This window comes from Methylobacterium sp. AC315, from assembly GCF_979253755.1.
Genome location: NZ_CEEDEA010000025.1, coordinates 15,357 through 31,179 on the forward strand (window position 1 = coordinate 15,357; position 15,823 = coordinate 31,179).

15 protein-coding genes are annotated in these 15,823 nt (G+C 71.7%); 5 read left to right on the forward strand and 10 right to left on the reverse strand.

Translation table 11 applies throughout. The annotated features are described in order from the left end of the window. Positions 1-53: 53 nt before the first annotated feature. A complete protein-coding gene (locus tag AC0IY0_RS25150; protein ID WP_246692636.1) occupies positions 54-1,376 on the reverse strand; it encodes an HdeD family acid-resistance protein in 1,323 nt (440 codons plus the stop codon). Positions 1,377-2,203: 827 nt separating this feature from the next. Between AC0IY0_RS25150 and AC0IY0_RS25155 the strand changes: the two genes are divergently transcribed. Beyond that, complete coding sequence (locus AC0IY0_RS25155; protein WP_147938572.1) at positions 2,204-3,166, forward strand: sugar kinase; 963 nt, start codon at positions 2,204-2,206, stop codon at positions 3,164-3,166. 14 nt (positions 3,167-3,180) lie between these two features. Here the strand turns inward: AC0IY0_RS25155 and AC0IY0_RS25160 are convergent, their stop codons facing one another. Further along, on the reverse strand, positions 3,181-4,020 hold the full coding sequence (locus AC0IY0_RS25160; protein WP_147938571.1) for a YfdX family protein: 840 nt from the start codon (positions 4,018-4,020) through the stop codon (positions 3,181-3,183). 265 nt (positions 4,021-4,285) lie between these two features. Between AC0IY0_RS25160 and AC0IY0_RS25165 the strand changes: the two genes are divergently transcribed. Then, positions 4,286-5,086 (forward strand): DUF502 domain-containing protein, encoded by an 801-nt coding sequence (locus AC0IY0_RS25165; protein ID WP_147938570.1) that lies wholly within the window; start codon positions 4,286-4,288, stop codon positions 5,084-5,086. A 74-nt stretch (positions 5,087-5,160) separates the two neighbouring features. Here AC0IY0_RS25165 and AC0IY0_RS25170 read toward each other — a convergent pair whose 3' ends face one another. Together AC0IY0_RS25170 and recG are read right to left on the reverse strand one after the other, a co-directional pair. Beyond that, positions 5,161-5,484, reverse strand: coding sequence for a hypothetical protein (locus AC0IY0_RS25170; RefSeq protein ID WP_147938569.1), 324 nt, complete (start codon positions 5,482-5,484; stop codon positions 5,161-5,163). Between the two features lie 322 nt (positions 5,485-5,806). Next, positions 5,807-8,023, reverse strand: a complete 2,217-nt coding sequence (gene recG / locus AC0IY0_RS25175; protein ID WP_246692635.1) for an ATP-dependent DNA helicase RecG — start codon at positions 8,021-8,023, stop codon at positions 5,807-5,809. A gap of 144 nt (positions 8,024-8,167) precedes the next feature. Here recG and AC0IY0_RS25180 point away from each other — a divergent pair, with 144 nt between their 5' ends. Then, the gene (locus AC0IY0_RS25180) at positions 8,168-9,052 is read left to right on the forward strand and encodes an alpha/beta fold hydrolase (RefSeq protein WP_471766020.1); all 885 of its coding nucleotides are present in this window, start codon (positions 8,168-8,170) and stop codon (positions 9,050-9,052) included. 34 nt (positions 9,053-9,086) lie between these two features. On the opposite strand, the gene AC0IY0_RS25185 is transcribed toward AC0IY0_RS25180, so the two are convergent. Next, positions 9,087-9,548, reverse strand: a complete 462-nt coding sequence (locus AC0IY0_RS25185) for a type II toxin-antitoxin system HicB family antitoxin (RefSeq protein ID WP_471766021.1) — start codon at positions 9,546-9,548, stop codon at positions 9,087-9,089. Beyond that, complete coding sequence (locus AC0IY0_RS25190) at positions 9,545-9,739, reverse strand: type II toxin-antitoxin system HicA family toxin (protein ID WP_147938635.1); 195 nt, start codon at positions 9,737-9,739, stop codon at positions 9,545-9,547. Before AC0IY0_RS25190 ends, AC0IY0_RS25185 begins: the two co-directional genes overlap by 4 nt. Positions 9,740-9,995: 256 nt before the next feature. Here AC0IY0_RS25190 and AC0IY0_RS25195 point away from each other — a divergent pair, with 256 nt between their 5' ends. After that, the gene (locus AC0IY0_RS25195; protein WP_471766022.1) at positions 9,996-11,210 is read left to right on the forward strand and encodes a UbiH/UbiF family hydroxylase; all 1,215 of its coding nucleotides are present in this window, start codon (positions 9,996-9,998) and stop codon (positions 11,208-11,210) included. A gap of 199 nt (positions 11,211-11,409) precedes the next feature. On the opposite strand, the gene AC0IY0_RS25200 is transcribed toward AC0IY0_RS25195, so the two are convergent. Together AC0IY0_RS25200 and AC0IY0_RS25205 are read right to left on the reverse strand one after the other, a co-directional pair. Beyond that, positions 11,410-11,754 carry a hypothetical protein gene (locus AC0IY0_RS25200; RefSeq protein ID WP_147899101.1) on the reverse strand — a complete coding sequence of 115 codons (345 nt, stop codon included), beginning with the start codon at positions 11,752-11,754 and terminating at the stop codon, positions 11,410-11,412. A 161-nt stretch (positions 11,755-11,915) separates the two neighbouring features. Beyond that, complete coding sequence (locus AC0IY0_RS25205; RefSeq protein WP_461231462.1) at positions 11,916-13,166, reverse strand: AMP-binding protein; 1,251 nt, start codon at positions 13,164-13,166, stop codon at positions 11,916-11,918. A 514-nt stretch (positions 13,167-13,680) separates the two neighbouring features. Here AC0IY0_RS25205 and AC0IY0_RS25210 point away from each other — a divergent pair. Continuing rightward, a complete protein-coding gene (locus AC0IY0_RS25210) occupies positions 13,681-14,463 on the forward strand; it encodes an invasion associated locus B family protein (protein WP_471766023.1) in 783 nt (260 codons plus the stop codon). 165 nt (positions 14,464-14,628) lie between these two features. Here AC0IY0_RS25210 and hspQ read toward each other — a convergent pair whose 3' ends face one another. After that, a complete protein-coding gene (hspQ, locus tag AC0IY0_RS25215) occupies positions 14,629-14,967 on the reverse strand; it encodes a heat shock protein HspQ (RefSeq protein WP_147909570.1) in 339 nt (112 codons plus the stop codon). A 61-nt stretch (positions 14,968-15,028) separates the two neighbouring features. Next, positions 15,029-15,793, reverse strand: a complete 765-nt coding sequence (locus AC0IY0_RS25220) for a DJ-1/PfpI family protein (RefSeq protein ID WP_471766025.1) — start codon at positions 15,791-15,793, stop codon at positions 15,029-15,031. Between the last annotated feature and the right edge of the window lie 30 nt (positions 15,794-15,823).

Consider the following 15,823-nt stretch of genomic DNA (forward strand, 5'->3'; position numbering starts at 1 on the left):
GCGCGCCACCCTATCGGCGGCCCGGAGGGCAGGGGGACCCGGAAGGCCCTCAGTCAGGCCTCGGTCTGACCCGAGCCTGATGCGCGCCGGCGCCAGGCGAGGTGGAACAACCGGGTCAGGGACCCGAACCGCCCGTTGCGGACGAACCGGCGGCCCACATTGGCCCAGGCGATGGAGGTCACCGGTGTGGCCGGGTCGACGAGGGCGCTAAGCGCGCGCGTGTAATCGAGCACCAGACCGGGGGTCCAGGTCATCGACCGGGCACCGTTGCGCAGCAGCGCCGCGGCCCAGAATTCCGGGCTCGTCAGCGCGTTGGCGAGGCTCCGCCAGGGATGCCCCCCGCGGCTGAACGCGCCCTCCACGGCGACATCCAGGGCGCGGGCGACCGTGGTCGAACAGTTGCGGCTGATGAAGTTGTAGGTCGTGTCGCCGCGATAGGCGTCCCAGAACGCCCGCAGCCGGAGGCCGTCGACGCCGTTGAGTGTGACCGCGACGGTGGCCTCGCACCAATCCGCGACCTCCGCGCGATGCGACGGCAGGAACCGGCCGGGGACGTCGTTCTCGGGACCGGCGCGCAGGCTCGACCGGAGGTTGGCCGGCGAGCGGTCGATCTCCACCGCGGGGTAGTGGCTGATATAGAGGTCGCCCGCCAGTTCGAGGGCGGCGTGGCCGGTGGAGTACCGCCCCGCCACGTCGACGGAGGCGACGTAGCGCCGGACCAGCCGCTGCGTGGCCGGCGTCGTGGCCTGGCCGGTCGGCGTCCAGACATAGACGGTCAAGCTGTCGGAGTTCAGGGCCGACGCCCCCTCCAGCACCGGCTCCGGGGCCGTCCGCCGGGTCCGCAGGCCCGCCAAGGCCAACCGCAGGCCGTTGATGACCAGGAACATCCCGATGCAGTAGCCCACGGTGCCGACGTACCAGGTCGGCCAAGGCTGCAGGTGGAACACGCCGAAGGCGACGCCCAGCGCGCCGAGCGCCACAGAGGTCCGCCATTCGGGGAATTTCAGCAGGTAGGCGAGGACGATCCGGATCATGCCGTCGACCAGGAAGACGGTGCCGAACAGCATCGCCAGCAGGAAGAAGCTCGAGGCCGAGGCCATCATGATCAGGATGGCCGCCAAGGCCAGGAACAGGCCCTTGAAGATCCGCAGCCGCCGGGCCGCCCCCGCGGCGATCAGGCCGGCGCCGAGCGAACCGAGGGCGTCCACCAGCAGGAGCAGGCCGAACCAGCGCTCCGGGATATGGACCGCCCCCGCGAGGGCATCGATCATCACGGCGACGCCTAGCAGGGCCAGGGCCACGCCGGCGGCCAGGATCAGGTGCGCATGGCGGCGGACCGCATCGCCCCCGACCAGCACCTGCCACAGGGGAGCCATCCGGGCGCCGCCCTCCCGGATCGGACGATCCAGATCGAGGCCGTCAGGTCGGGTTATCACGGATGAGCGATGGGACATGAAGGTCGTCTTCGAAAGCGCGCGTGCGACCCGCACCTTTCACGACTCGACTGATGACTTTGTTAAAGCATGCGCGGCCGCCGCGCTTCCAGAGATGGTATCCAGAGGGCACACACGGATTTGCCGAACCATCCGGCAAGACGAGATCCGGGATATGACGCGCGTTCCGTACGAACAAGGCACTGCTCCCAAACCTCGACCCGGCGCAGATAGGTCCGTGTGAACCAGAACCGGCGGACCGTCCGATCCGCCGAGCCCCAGATCCGACAGCTCGTAGGCGATCTGAGCGGAGGCGTTGCACCGGTCGGTCTCGAATTCGGTCGAGCTTCCGGGGGAGAACGAGAGCTGATACGGACCGAACCGGTCTGCATTCGCCAGTGGCGGCCGCCGATACCGACGCTGACGGCCGACGTCAGGTCGTACGGGAGGATACCCTCTGCGAAGTAGCCATCCTCGTTACCCTATTACGAGTTCGTGTTGATGCCGGGCCGGAGCCAGTGGCCCTCAACGTTCCAATATGTTCGAATCGGATCTTCAAAAGTCCGAGACGGTCAATGACGTCGGACAATTCAGGACGGCGCGCTGGAAGACTGCGCGCGACGCGCGAAAACCGGATACCGGCGGGGGTCGATGAGGGCTATACTTCAAAAGGATACGAGCCCACGAGGCGGCCGCGCGATCGATAGGCCAAGCCGGACGGGTCCGGTCGTCCACCGGCCCGGTCGAGGCTCCGCACACGGAGAAGCCGCATGAGGGTCGCCTGCGTCGGGGAGTGCATGGTCGAGTTGTCGGAGCGGCCGGATGGGAGCCTGGTCCGCGGTTTCGGCGGCGACACGCTCAACACCGCGCTCTACCTCGCCCGCCTCGGCGTGACGGTGGATTACGTCACCGCCCTGGGAGATGACACCTGGAGCGACGCGATGGTGGAAGCCTGGGGCCGCGAGGGTATCGGCCTCGAGCGGGTCCGCCGCCTGCCGGGCCGGATGCCGGGGCTCTACATCATCCGCACTGACGACGCGGGCGAACGCAGCTTCCATTACTGGCGCGACAGCGCCGCCGCGCGGGACCTGTTCTCGGAACCGGGCGCGGCCGAGACGCGTGCCGCCCTGGAGTCCGACGACCTCGTCTACGTCTCCGGGATCAGCCTGTCGCTCTACGGCGAGGCCGGCCGCGCCGCCCTGGCCGAGACCCTGGCGACCCTGCGCGCCCGGGGCGGACGGGTCGCGTTCGATACCAATTACCGGCCCCGCGGCTGGCCGGACCGGGACGTGGCTCGGGCGGCGTTCCGCCAGGCCCTGGCGCAGGCGGACCTGATCTTCGCCTCGGTGGAGGACCTGGACTGGCTGTTCGGCGAGGCGGGGGAAGAGGAGGTGCTGCGCTACCGTGGCCGTGCCGAGATCGTGCTCAAGACCGCGGACGGCTCGGTCCCGGTCGCCCGGGTGCTGGACGGGACGTCTGACACGAACGTGCCGGCCGGCCCGGTGGACCGGGTGGTCGACACGACGGCCGCGGGCGACAGCTTCGCGGCTGGCTACCTCGCGGCACGCATTGCTGGGCTGCCCCCGGAGGCCTCCGCCGCCGAGGCGCACCGCCTAGCAGGCGCCGTGATCGGGCATCGCGGCGCGGTGATCCCCCGGGACGCGATGCCAGCACCCGCTATCCGACGTCCCCGTCCGAGCGGTAGCGGCGAGGTTGCAGCGGCAGACCCGTAGCCCGCCGCCCCGCCTCACTGCGCGGCCGACTTGGCGGTGCTGGCCGTGGCGTGTCCAGCCTCCGGCTTGGGCGCGGCAGCCGCTTTCGGCACCGTGGTCACGTCGATCGTATCGAAGCGTACGCCGTCCTCGACCTGCTTCAGCGCAACGTTGGCCTGGTAATACTGACCGTCGGCGATCAGCTTGGCGGCCTGATCGACGTCCTGGGTGGTCTTGACCAGCGGCACCACCGCCATGGTGAAATCGACATCGACGCCGGCAAGCTTGAGCCGATCGACCGCGCCGGTTCGATCTCCGGCCCGCAGCTTGTGGTTGGCTTCGTCGATCGCGGCGGACTGATCCTTGGTGCGGGCCACGAAGTCGTCGGCCAGGACTAGTTGCGCGTCGACCGGCAACCACGTGACCGATTCGGTCGCGCGCGCGGTCCCGGCCTTCGCCGGCGGCGTGTCCTTGGCGCCCGCTTGCCCCATCGCGGCGTCGCCCGCCGGGGCACCCCCTGCCATCGTGGCCGCCGTGCGCATGCCGGACGGCGGCTTGAGGTCGGCTTCGGCCTTCGTGAAGGCGGTGGAATCGGTCTTGGACTTCTCCAGTGCGGATTGGGCGTGGCTGACGAACATCCGCGCTTGCTCGGGCTTCGCCTCGTAGATCGCGAGCCGCGCCAGGTGGACGTCGCGATAGGCGTCGATGCCGTCGGTCGACAGCTTGCCGGCCTCCGCGGCGGCCTGCTTCTGCAGCGCGCCGGTCACGTGCGGTGCCGTGCGGTCCGGCTGCGCAGCTTGGTCGGCGGCCGCGGCCGCGCCGGCGAGCAAGGTCGATGCGGCCAGGGCAGCCGCCAGCGTCTTCAGTCTGGTCATGTCAGGATTCCGGTCTGGCCCGGTGGGCGTCGGCGGCCGGCGTCGGTCGTCTTCAGCGCGCCGTCGGGACTGCCGGAACAACCGCCTGCCGGGGGCGGCCGTTGCGTGAAATTTCGGTCATGGCTCGGCCACCGGACGGTCAGGCGGCGAGGCCGCACGCGGCTATCGCCCTTGAGGCGGACAAGCGCAGCCGCTACCTGTGCCTTCGGGGGACCGATCGCCCCCAGGCAGGATCGCCGCAGGTCGAGCGGCCGAGAGGGCACCCGTGGCGCCGAGTTCCCCGCCGATTCAGGCTCCCGAGCCCGACGCATCCGCGCCCGGCCCCGCCACCCCGAAGACGCGCGTCAGCGCGCGGGGGCGGCTGCGCACCTATTTCCTCACCGGCATCATCGTGGCCGGACCGCTGGCGATCACCGCCTACATCACGTGGTGGTTCATCGCGCTGATCGATTCCTTCGTGAAGCCGCTGGTGCCGGCGAACTACCTGCCGGACCATTACCTGCCGTTCTCGATCCCCGGCCTCGGCCTTGTCATCGCGTTCCTGGCGGTGACGCTGCTGGGCTTCCTCACGGCGAACCTAGTCGGTCGCTCGGTGATCGAGTTCGGCGAGGTGCTGCTGGCCCGCACCCCGGTGATCTCCGGCCTGTACAAGGGCCTGCGCCAGATCTTCGAGACCCTGTTCTCGGCCAACGGCACCTCGTTCCGCACGGTCGGCTTGGTCGAGTTCCCGGTGAAGGGCACGTGGTCGGTGGTGTTCCTGTCGGCTCCGGCCTCCCCGGAGGTCGAGGGCGCGCTGCAGGCCCGGAACGCCGCCGGCGCCGACGAGATGGTCGGGGTGTTCCTGCCCTGCGCGCCCAACCCGACCACGGGCTTCTTCTTCTACCTGCCGCGCTCAGCGGTGGTGGAACTGCATATCAGTGTCGACGACGCGGCCAAGCTGGTGATGTCGGCGGGCGTGATCCAGCCGGAGGACCCGCAGGGACGGCTTCATGCCATGGCGGCGTCCCTGCGGACGGCGCAGCAGGCAGGCGACCCGGCGGCCCACCGGGAGCCGCAGGACGCGTGAGGCCCAACCGAAAGGGCCGCCCCGCACGCGCGGGCCGGCCCTGAAATCCGTCGCTCATTCTGAGATCGTGTGACTCAGCGCTGCAGCGAAGCCGTCTGCGGCGCGATGGTCGGCGGCGTGGCCTGAGCGACCGTGACGGCGCTGCGGGTCGGAGTCGGGGCCCAACCGGTGGCGCACTGCATGGTCAGGGCCAAGCCCAGCGCGATGCAGATCCCGTTGGCAGCGAGCCAGAACGGACGCGCGGCCCGCCGCACGGCAGCCTGCAGATCCTCCGACGTCTTCGTCACCGCTGCGACGGCACCGTCCGAGATCGGCAACAACCAGGGCTCGGTCGGCAAGGCTTGGATACCGGCCATCTCGTGGGAGCCCGGCAGGTTTTGGAACAGTCCGTTCGACATGTCCGTCCTCCAGATTCGTCCGTGATGTCCCGGCTTACCGGGCCATTCGTTCATCTACAGTTAAGGGACGATTGTGGCTGATGCAAGGTCAAGGCGCATGTCTACGCGATCTCCCGCCGCCGTGAGGCCGGCCCCGGCCCGCCCGCAGCTCAGCACAAGTCCTTCTGAAACAGAGATTTTCTCCGCATTACGTGCTCCGCGTGCATCAGCAGGCGGTTTCGTGCGGTTTGTTCCCGGGCGTGCAGGGCCAAGGTGGCGTTTTCCTGAACGGCGGGCTTTCCTGAACGCGCCGTTCAGGAAAGCCACGTCCCACCCGGGCCGTTCAGCCGGCCCCGATCAATCGGATCGCGGCATCGCGCTCGAACAGGTAGAGCAGCACCCGCAGCGCCTGGCCGCGCGGGCTCCTCAGGCCGGGATCGCGCTCGACGATCATCCGGGCGTCGTCCCGGGCAGCCACGAGCAGGTCGCCGTCGCTCTCGAGCCGGGCCAGCCGGAACGCGGCGAGGCCCGACTGGCGGGTGCCGAGCACCTCGCCTTCGCCGCGCAGCTTCAGGTCGGCCTCGGCGATGCGGAAGCCGTCCTCGCTGTCGCGCATCATCTCGAGCCGGGCCCGCGCCACCTGCCCAAGCGGCCCGCGGTAGAGCAGCAGGCAGGACGACGCCTTGGAGCCGCGCCCGACCCGGCCCCGGAGCTGGTGCAGCTGTGCCAGGCCGAACCGTTCGGCATGCTCGATCACCATGATGGTCGCCTCGGGCACGTCGACCCCGACCTCCACCACCGTGGTCGAGACCAGGACCTTGGTGTCCCCAGCGGCGAACCGGGCCATGCCGGCGTCCTTCTCGGGCCCAGGCATCTTGCCGTGGATCAGCCCGACCGCGTCGCCGAAATGCTGTTTCAGGTCGTCGAAGCGCTCGGCCGCGGCGGCGAGGTCGATGAACTCGGATTCCTCCACGAGCGGGCAGATCCAGTAGACCCGCTCCCCCGTGGCGATCGCCCGGGCGAGCCCCGCCACGACCTCGTCGATCCGCTCGGTCGGCAGGGTGATGGTGCGGATCGGCTGGCGGCCGGCGGGCTTCTCGTCGAGGACCGAGACGTCCATGTCACCGAAGAAGGTCAGCGCCAGCGTGCGCGGGATCGGCGTCGCGGTCATGACCAGGAAGTCCACCGCCTCGCCCTTGGCGCCGAGCGCCAGGCGCTGGTGCACGCCGAACCGGTGCTGTTCATCCACGACGGCGAGACCGAGGTCCCGGAACGTCACCGCCTCCTGGAACAGCGCGTGGGTGCCGACCAGGATGTCGATCTCGCCCGCCGCGAGGGCGGCGAGCGTGCTCTTGCGCTCGGCGGCCCGGTCGCGGCCGGTCATCAGGCGCAGCCGTAGGGAGCCGGCCAGCGGCTGGAGCCGGTCGAAATGCTGCCGGGCCAGGATCTCCGTGGGCGCCATCAGGGCGGCCTGCCGCCCGGCCTCCACGGCCGACGCCATGGCCAGCAGGGCCACCGCGGTCTTGCCCGAGCCGACATCGCCCTGGAGCAGGCGCAGCATCCGGCGCGGGGCGGCGAGATCCTCGCGGATCTCCACCACCGCCCGGGCCTGGGCGCCGGTGAGCGCGAAGGGCAGGGCGGCCCGGATGCGCCCGCTCAGCGCCCCGTCGCCGGCGTTGACCCGGCCGGCCTTGCGCCGCTGGCGGGCCCGCATCAGGGCGAGCGCCAGCTGCGAGGCGAGCAATTCGTCGTAGGACAGCCGCCGCCGTGCGGGGGTGGCCGGCGGCGGCTGGAGCGGATCCTCGGCCTTCGGCAGCGGCTCGTCGGGGCGGTGCTCCACGCGGAGCGCATCCGCGAAGGCGGGCAGGCGGTTCTTCTCCAGCCAGGCCGGATCCTGCCATTCGGGCAGGGTCGGCAGGCGATCGAGGGCCGCCACCGCGAGCTTGTTGATCGCCCGGGAGGTCAGCCCCTCCGTGGCGCCGTAGATCGGCTCGACGGCGGGCAGCTCGGCCAAGCCCGCCTCGTCCACGATGCGGGACGGGTGGACCATCTGGCGGGTGCCGTCCCACAGGTCGATCCGGCCGGTGATGTAGCGATGCGCACCCAGCGGCAGCATCTTCTCCACCCGGGCGCGGGGCATGCCGAAGAACACCAGGGAGATGTCGCCGGTGGAATCCTCCACCAGCACCCGGTGCGGGCGCTTGCCCGATCCGATCTGGGCCGGACGGTGGGCCACCACGGTGACCCCGACGGTCACCGGCTCGCCCACGGGCGCCTCGCTGACCGAGCCCATCAGCCGGCGCGGGACGCCGCCCTGGGGCAGGTGGAACAGCAGGTCCACGATCCGGGCCTCCCGCTCAGGCGTGCCGAGCAGCTTCTCGATCAGCGGCGCCATCTTGGGACCGACGCCCGGCAGGGCGCGGGCCGGGGCGAACAGGGGATCGAGGATGCTCGGACGCAGCAGCGGCGCGCGGACGCCCTCCGGCGCCTCCGCGGCGTCGGGGTCGTTCACGGCCGCATCCCGGGGGGCGGCGTCCTGAGGCGCGCGTGCATCTGTCATGGTGGCTCGGCGGACATCGTGCCGGAGCCGCCTTATCATCCGGTGCATGCCGGCGCGCCAGTGCGGCGCAAGGCACGGGCGCACGGGCGCATGGCACCTGGGCTCACGGCACACGCGTTCGCGACACGGAGGCGACCCACTCGCATGGCGACGGATTTTCTGCCGGGCTTCGACCGGCACCGGATCGAGACCGCACCCGGCGTGACGATCCACGCGCGCTCGGCCGGCTCGGGGCCGCCGGTGCTGCTGCTGCACGGCCACCCGCAGACGCTGTCGACCTGGCTGCACGTCGCCCCGCGCCTGGCCGAGCGCCGCACCATCGTGGCGATGGACCTGCGTGGCTACGGCGATTCGGACAAGCCCCCGGGCGGCGAGCGCCACGCCGCCTACGCCAAGCGCGCCATGGCGGCGGACGCAGTGGCGGTGATGCGGGCGCTCGGCCACGACCGGTTCGCTGTGGTCGGCCACGACCGCGGCGGCCGTGTCGCCCACCGCTTGGCCCTGGACCATCCGGAGCGGGTCGAGCGCCTGGCCCTGTTCGACATCGCCCCCACGGCGACGATGTACGCCCGCACCGACAAGGCCTTCGCGACGCGCTATTTCTGGTGGTTCTTCTTCATCCAGCCGCATCCGCTTCCCGAAACCCTGATCGGCGCGGACCCGGAATACTTCCTGCGCCACCACGTCGAGGGCCAGTCCAAGACCTCCGGCTCGACCCCGCCGGACCTCTTTTCGGAATACCTGCGCTGCTACAGTGACCCGGCCTGCCGCCACGCGATCTGCGAGGATTACCGGGCGGCGGCAGGCATCGACCTGGAGCACGACGCGGCCGATTCGGAGGCGCGGATCACGGCGCCGCTGCTCGCCCTCTGGGGGGCGCGGGGCGTGGTCGGCCAGACCTACGACGTGCTGGAGACCTGGCGCGAGAAGGCCACAGCCGTCTCGGGCCGGGCGCTCGATTGCGGGCATACCCTGCAGGAGGAGCGGCCCGAGGAGCTGTTCTCGGAGCTGTCGGCGTTCCTCGGGTGAAACGGCGCGCTCGGACGAAGCGAAGACGCAGCGCTCAGGACACCGGCACGCTCTGCACGCTCAGTTCGCAACCGAGCGCCCAGTAGGCAGCGTCGAACTGTGCCGTTCGGGTCTGATGATCGAGCCGGAACAGCCGGTCGACGCTCTCCCGGTTCCAGCCGAGCTGGCGCTGCAGCTCGGCGCGCGTGATGCCTTTGCTCCGCAGCATCCGGTACAGCATCACCTTGAGGTCGGTCTGCAATGGCAGCTTGACCCAAGCCCTGATGATGCGTCCATCCCAGGTGTCGGGAGCCTCGTCGGCCTCCACTCGCGCCGGTGCGGGTATGTCCACACCGCGCGCGATGCGCGCCGCCAGGGCTTCCTCAAGGGCACCTAAGCCGTTCATCGGAAGGGCGGCCGGATCCTCGACATACGTGGTGATCTCGGGAAAGGCCGCACAGGTGGCGAGATACGTCCCGTTGTCGTCGGGTTCGAGATCGAAGATGTAGCCAGTCACTTGAGATCCAACGGCTTAAGGATGCGGTTGACGAGCCCCGTGCCGAGCTCCTTCCGGCCGCCATGCATCGGGATCTGCGACACCCGATCGCCACGCCGGACCGTGAGATGGCCCGAGCCGCCCGTGTGGTTCTCGAACGTGCATCCCTTCGCGGCGAGGAGCCTGCGGAGTTCGCTCGCGTTCGTGCGGATATCGGACGTCCGACAGGTTCGTGGAAGTCCACAGAAATGTAGACCCCCGGCCTCACGTCAACGTTGTTCTGCGAACGGAGACTCACCGGGCAGGCCAATCGCTCGGTGGGCTGCGGCGCCGTGGCGGCGCCGGCCGGGATTGGCAGGGTGACTGCAAGACTCAGATAGGATCTGTCCCATAGGGACGAATCGGCCGAGACCGCCGATGCGACCCGGATCATGGGCGCAGGCGGTTCAAAGGATCGCGTCGGGCAGCATGTCAGAAGTGGTGAATATACCTTTCGACGTCGCCGTGGTGGGCGCGGGAGCCGCGGGGCTCGCCGCCGCGCTGGCGAGCGCCCAGGCCGGCATCCGGACCGCCCTGGTCGGCCGGCACGCCCCCGTGGCGGACGGGCGCACCGTGGCGCTGCTGGACGGGTCGGTGCGCTTCCTGGAGGCGCTGGGCGCCTGGGAGGCGGTGGCGCCGCAGGCCAGCCCGCTCTGCACCCTGCAGATCATCGACGACACCGGCAGCCTGTTCCGGCCGCCGCCGGTGCGCTTCCAGGCCGCCGAGATCGGGCTGGACGCCTTCGGGTGGAACGTCGAGAGCGCCCGCCTGGTCGAGAGCCTGCGCATCCGGGCCCGCGCCCAAGAGAATCTCACCCTGGTCGAGGCGGATGCGGCCGGCGCCGCCCCCGGCGAGGCGGTCTCGCGCCTGACCCTGGCGGATGGCGGCACGGTCGCGGCGCGTCTGGTGGTGGGTGCCGACGGGGCGCGCTCCCCGCTCCGGGCCGCCAGCGGCGTGCGCGTGCGCGACTGGACCTATCCGCAGAGCGCCATCACCACGATCCTGGCGCATGACCGCCCGCACCGGGACGTTTCCACCGAGTTCCACACCCGCTCCGGCCCGTTCACCCTGGTGCCGCTGCCGGGCGGCCACCGGTCGAGCCTCGTCTGGGTCACCGCGGAGAGCGCCGCGCGGCGCCTCGCGGCCCTGGACGACGCCGCCCTCGGCCAGGCGGTGGAGCGCCAGGCCCGGGCGATGCTCGGCGCGATGCGGATCGACGGCCCCCGGGGCCTCGTGCCGATGCGCGGCCTGTCCGTGTCGAGCCCGGTGGCGCAGCGGCTGGCGCTCGTCGGCGAGGCAGCCCACGTCTTCCCGCCGATCGGCGCACAGGGGCTGAACCTCGGCCTGCGCGACGCGGCCGCCCTGCGCGACCTGCTGGTCGCCGCCTCCCGGGACGGCCGCGACCCCGGCGGCCGGCCGGTACTCGACGGCTACGCCCGGAGCCGCCGCCTCGACGCGGCGGCCCGCACGGCCGCGGTCGACCTCCTGAACCGAAGCCTGCTCACCGACCTCGTTCCGGTCGACGCGCTGCGGGGCCTGGGACTGCTGGCGATGTCGCATCTCGGTCCGCTCCGGCGGATCGTGATGCGCGAGGGCGTGCTGCCGCGGCTCGGCGCGCCGGAACTGATGCGCGGCGCGCGCTGAGCGCGCTTCCAATCGCCGCCGATGACGCGCCGTGGGCCCTTGGCCGAATCGGACACGATCGTCCGGGCAGATCGTCCAAGGCCGTCATGGCGCGCAGCGCAGCGACCCAGTGCTGCGCTGCACTCCGGGACGGCGCGCGACCTAAGGTTGCCTCGCGGCACCCGCTAGGGCGGCGGAGCTTTGAACGAAAACTTATCGCTTAGAGGTCGGGCTGGGCGGCCACGTAGGCGCCGAGACGGGTGGCGAGGTCGACCGGGCCGCCGGCCCGGCCCTCGGCCGCGTCGCCGATCAGGAGGACCGGGATGCCGCGGTCCCGCAGTTGCGCGCGCAGGCGTGCGGCGCGGCGGGCGTAGGCCGGGTCCCGACGGGTCGGGGCCTGGAGCAGCACCGCCGCGGGGCGGGCGATCACGGCCAGGACATCGTCCGCCGCCTCCATCGAGGCGGTGACGCTCGCGTAGCCGAGGTTGGCCAGCTCGCCCGAAAGGGACCGGTCCACGGCGCGAACACCGTCATCGACCACGAGCACTTGTTGCAGCGCACCCATAGGCTTGAGCGGTACCTCATGAAGCGTGGCTTGGGAAGATAGCCAGAACCACAATCCGAAGCGAAACCCGCGAAGAAGCGGATCGGATCCGTCCGGTTGTGTGCGCGTGCGAGATTATCCGTCGTGCCTGAGCGCTGGATGAACCGAATGCCGTCCGCCGGTCAGGCGGTCTCGACACCGGTCACGGTCCCGCCGGCCGAGACCGGCCGGTAGCCCGAGTTCCGCCAATCCTGGGGGTCCAGGTCGGGAACGCCGCCACGGGGGAGGGGCGCCGCCGCGCAGGCCAAGCCGCGATAAACCAGGCCCCGATAAACCGGGCCGCGATCGAGGAATGCGAGATCGAGGAGCGCTCGGGGCAGGGGCGCCCGCTCCGGATGGGCCAGTGTCGCGGCGAGGTCGCGGCCGCCCGGTCGCGTGAGGACTACGTCTTCGTCGAACACCAGCGAATCGAGGCGGCGCGGGCCGGCCGATTCGGCGACGGGGCCCGGGATCAGGTGCGTGGGCGCCCGGTGGACCACGTGGAGGGCCCGCACGGTCCAGGGCAGGGGCAGGGCGGCGAGCGCCGCCTCGATCAGGGACGGGACCACGAGGCGCGTCGGCACCGGCCGCATCAGGCCGGCCCGGAACCCCGCCTCGTCGAAGGGAATCACGGTCTCGAGGCTGGCCCCGGCCGCCAGCGCCGCGCCGAGGCCGGTGACCAGTCCGCGCAGGTCGTGGGCCGGCAGGAGCGTCAGGATCCGCTCGTCCGCCGTCACCGGCAGCACGTCGAGGTGGACGTCGATCGCCGCGGCGAGCGCTGCCGCGCTGCGGTAGACCGGCCGGGTCGGGTCGGCCGCCGCGAAGGTCACGAGGCCGCGGCTCGCGACCGGCTCGACGACCCCGCGCTCCAGAGCCATCGCGTCGAGGCTGATCACGCCGTCCGGGACGCCCGGCCCGAAGGCGGCGAGGTAGCGCAGGCCGAAATGGCCCATGGCCGCCTGGGCGAGGTCCTCGGCCGGACGGCGCGCACCGCGGCGGCCCTCCGTCAGCACCGCGACCAGGCCGGCGGACGCGATCCCGGCCGAGAGCTGCCCGGCATCCCAGAGGGCGGGCATCGGGCAGGGCAGGTGGCCGGCCGCCTCGACGGCCAGGTGGGCGAGGGCCGATTCGGCGCCGCCGGAGAACCACAGGCCGACCCGGCTGCCCGCGGGCAGCCGCCAGGCGCCGATCCCGCGCGCGAGCCGGCCGACGATCTCCGCCGCCGCCGCGTAGGTCCAGGTGATCGGCGGGCGCCCGCACCACGCCGCCCGGTCCCCCGAATCACGCAGGGCCGTGCGCTGCGGGCCGGACCGAGCCGCCGCGAACAGGCTGGCGGACAGCCCGCCGGACCGCGCGGACGCGTCCGGCGCGGCGTCGGCCGTCCTCTCCGCCACCGCGAACGCGCTCAATCCGACCCCCGCTCAAACCGCAGATCCATCCGCATGGTCGGCCGGCCATGGTTAACCCGCGCCTAAGATGCGCTCACTTGAAATCGGCTCGCTTGGGCGAGGCTGTCGCCAGCCCTTGGGCGAGGCTGTCGCCGCGCCACACGTCCGGATCACGGTGGCGCGTGGGGGCCGTGCACGCGGGCGCGGCCAACGTCGCGCTTGCGGCCGGGGAGGCAGGAGCCTATCGGAGGCCGCTGCGGCACGACGCGCTCCGAGGGCGCTCGATGCCGTGGTGTCATGCCTTCGCCTCATTCGGAGGGGACAGGCAGGCCGCCCGGTCGCTGGGGCGGGCGATGCGCGCATGAGGCGCCCATCCTCGCCCGATGGTCGGACCGATTCATCCGGAGCCCCGGGAGGCACGCCACGGCGGTGCGTGCCCGGGCGGTCCGGCGGACCAGCCCGTCAGGCCGGCTCCGCATTCCGCAAGCCACACCACGTTTCTTCAAAGGGGTCAGAGCCGATGTCCTTCACCCGCCCCGCGACGCTGGCACGCGCCGCCCTCCTCGGCCTTGCGGGCCTCGGCCTCGCGGCCGCCCCGGCGCTGTCCCAGGCGAAGAAGCCCGCGGCCCCCGCGCCGACCGCGCCCGCCCCCACCGCACCGAACACTCCGGCCGCCAACACCCCCGCCGGCGGCGCCGCGCAGGCCGGTCCCCAGATCGTGACCGTGAAGTCCGAGCCGAGCCAGGCCGACTGGACCAAGGTCTGCGGCAAGGACCAGGGCTCCGGCACCGACATCTGCTACACGACGCGCGATTTCGTGTCCGACCAGGGCCAGCCCGTGCTGGCGGTGGCCGTCTACGAGATGAAGAACGCCGCGCAGAAGCAGGAAGTCCGCGTGGTGCGCTACCTGCTGCCGCTCGGCCTGCTGCTGCAGCCGGGCATCCGCTTCAACGTCGACGGCCAGGCCGCGACCCCGGGCCGCTTCGCGGTCTGCTTCCCGAACGGCTGCTTCGCCGAGGCCGGCGGCGTCGATGCCGGCGTCGTCGCCGCGATGAAGAAGGGCACGACCCTCAACGTCTCGGTCCAGAACCAGACCCAGCGCGAAGTCACCTTCGCGGTGCCGCTGGCCGGCTTCGGCAAGGCCTTCGACGGCCCGGCCATCGACCCGAAGGTCCTGGAAGAGCAGCAGAAGAAGCTGCAGTCGGAGCTGGAGAAGCGCTCCGAGGACATGCGCAAGAAGCTCGAGCAGCAGGGCAACGCCGCGCCGGCGGCCGGCGCCGCGCCCGCTCCGGCCGCGAAGTAACGCCCCGGCGGATTGAGATCGGGGGCCGGACCGCGAGGGCCGGCCCCTTTTTCATGCGCGATCGCCGGCGCCGGGATTCGGGGGCTCCCAAAGGGCTCGCCCTTCGGGAGCCCGGACCGCGGAACGACGGACTCGGCCGGCTCCTTCGAAGATCGTCGAAAAAAATCAGTTCCGGACGCGGTCGCGCACGCGGTAGCCGCCCACGGCGTCGCGCTCGAACATCTCGGCGATGCCGGCGTGGCGCAGCGCCTCGCCGGAGGTGTCGGGCAGGAGGTTCTGCTCCGACACGTAGGCGACGTACTCGGTCTCGGCGTTCTCGGCGAGCAGGTGGTAGAACGGCTGGTCCTTGCGCGGCCGGACATCCTCGGGGATCGCCAGCCACCATTCCTCGGTGTTGTCGAACACCGGGTCGACGTCGAACACGATACCCCGGAACGGGTAGATCCTGTGACGCACCACGGCGCCGATCGCGAACTTCGCGGTTCTCAGTGTTACGTCCGTCATGACTCTGCCCGCCCAGAGCGGACAGATAGGACCGATGCCGAGTCGTGTCACCGGGCCGGCGTCATCTCCCGGTGACCGGCGTGCGATTTGGCAAGTCGTGGATCTCGGGATCCGAAATGCCGAGCTCGGCCGCGATCGCCCGGGCGGTGGCCTCGCGCCGGGCGGTGATCCCGGCCGCCGCCTCCCGGGCCTGCGCCAGGATCGCCGGCGGGGCGCTGCGCGGCGTGCCGCTGTCGAAGGGCGGCTCCGGGGCGTATTGCATGCCGAGCTGGATCAGCCGCGCGGCATCGTCGCCGCGCAGCGCGGCCGCGAGTTGCAGCGCGCCGTCGATCCCCGCGGTGACCCCGGCCGCGAACAGCCAGGTGCGGCCGTCGGCATCGGGGTCGATCACCACCCGCGCGTCCACCGCCTCCGCGCCGAACCAGGGCAGCAGGTGGACCGCGTTCCAGTAGGTCGTGGCCCGCCGCCCGACCAGCAGACCCGCCGCCCCGAGCAGCAGCGCGCCGGTGCAGACCGAGAAGACGTGGGAGGTGCCCGAGGCCTGGCTGCGGATCCAGCCGAGCACGGCGGCGTCGCGCATCAGCGCCTCCTGGCCCTGGCCGCCGGGGATGTGCAGCACGTCGAGGCGCGGCGCCTGCGCCAGGGTGGCGTCGGGGGTGATCCGGAGGCCGCGCACGTCGCGCACCGGGTCCAGGCTCGGCCCGTAGATCCGGTAGGTCGCATTGGGGATCCGCGACAGGACCTCGAACGGCCCGGTGAGGTCGATCTGGTCGAGCCCCTCGAACAGGAGCGAACCGATCTGCAGGTGGGTCTCGGGGGGAATCATGCGGGCCTCCGTGCTGGACAGGGAGACCTT

Excerpts from the sequence above, each read along its gene's own strand:
- recG (WP_246692635.1), bottom strand. The coding sequence starts at position 8,023 with ATGACAGATGCACGCGCGCCTCAGGACGCCGCCCCCCGGGATGCGGCC.
- AC0IY0_RS25170 (WP_147938569.1), bottom strand. The coding sequence starts at position 5,484 with ATGTCGAACGGACTGTTCCAAAACCTGCCGGGCTCCCACGAGATGGCC.
- AC0IY0_RS25155 (WP_147938572.1), top strand. The coding sequence starts at position 2,204 with ATGAGGGTCGCCTGCGTCGGGGAGTGCATGGTCGAGTTGTCGGAGCGG.
- AC0IY0_RS25195 (WP_471766022.1), top strand. The coding sequence starts at position 9,996 with ATGTCAGAAGTGGTGAATATACCTTTCGACGTCGCCGTGGTGGGCGCG.
- AC0IY0_RS25220 (WP_471766025.1), bottom strand. The coding sequence starts at position 15,793 with ATGATTCCCCCCGAGACCCACCTGCAGATCGGTTCGCTCCTGTTCGAG.
- AC0IY0_RS25200 (WP_147899101.1), bottom strand. The coding sequence starts at position 11,754 with ATGGGTGCGCTGCAACAAGTGCTCGTGGTCGATGACGGTGTTCGCGCC.
- AC0IY0_RS25180 (WP_471766020.1), top strand. The coding sequence starts at position 8,168 with ATGGCGACGGATTTTCTGCCGGGCTTCGACCGGCACCGGATCGAGACC.
- hspQ (WP_147909570.1), bottom strand. The coding sequence starts at position 14,967 with ATGACGGACGTAACACTGAGAACCGCGAAGTTCGCGATCGGCGCCGTG.
- AC0IY0_RS25150 (WP_246692636.1), bottom strand. The coding sequence starts at position 1,376 with ATGGCTCCCCTGTGGCAGGTGCTGGTCGGGGGCGATGCGGTCCGCCGC.
- AC0IY0_RS25210 (WP_471766023.1), top strand. The coding sequence starts at position 13,681 with ATGTCCTTCACCCGCCCCGCGACGCTGGCACGCGCCGCCCTCCTCGGC.
- AC0IY0_RS25160 (WP_147938571.1), bottom strand. The coding sequence starts at position 4,020 with ATGACCAGACTGAAGACGCTGGCGGCTGCCCTGGCCGCATCGACCTTG.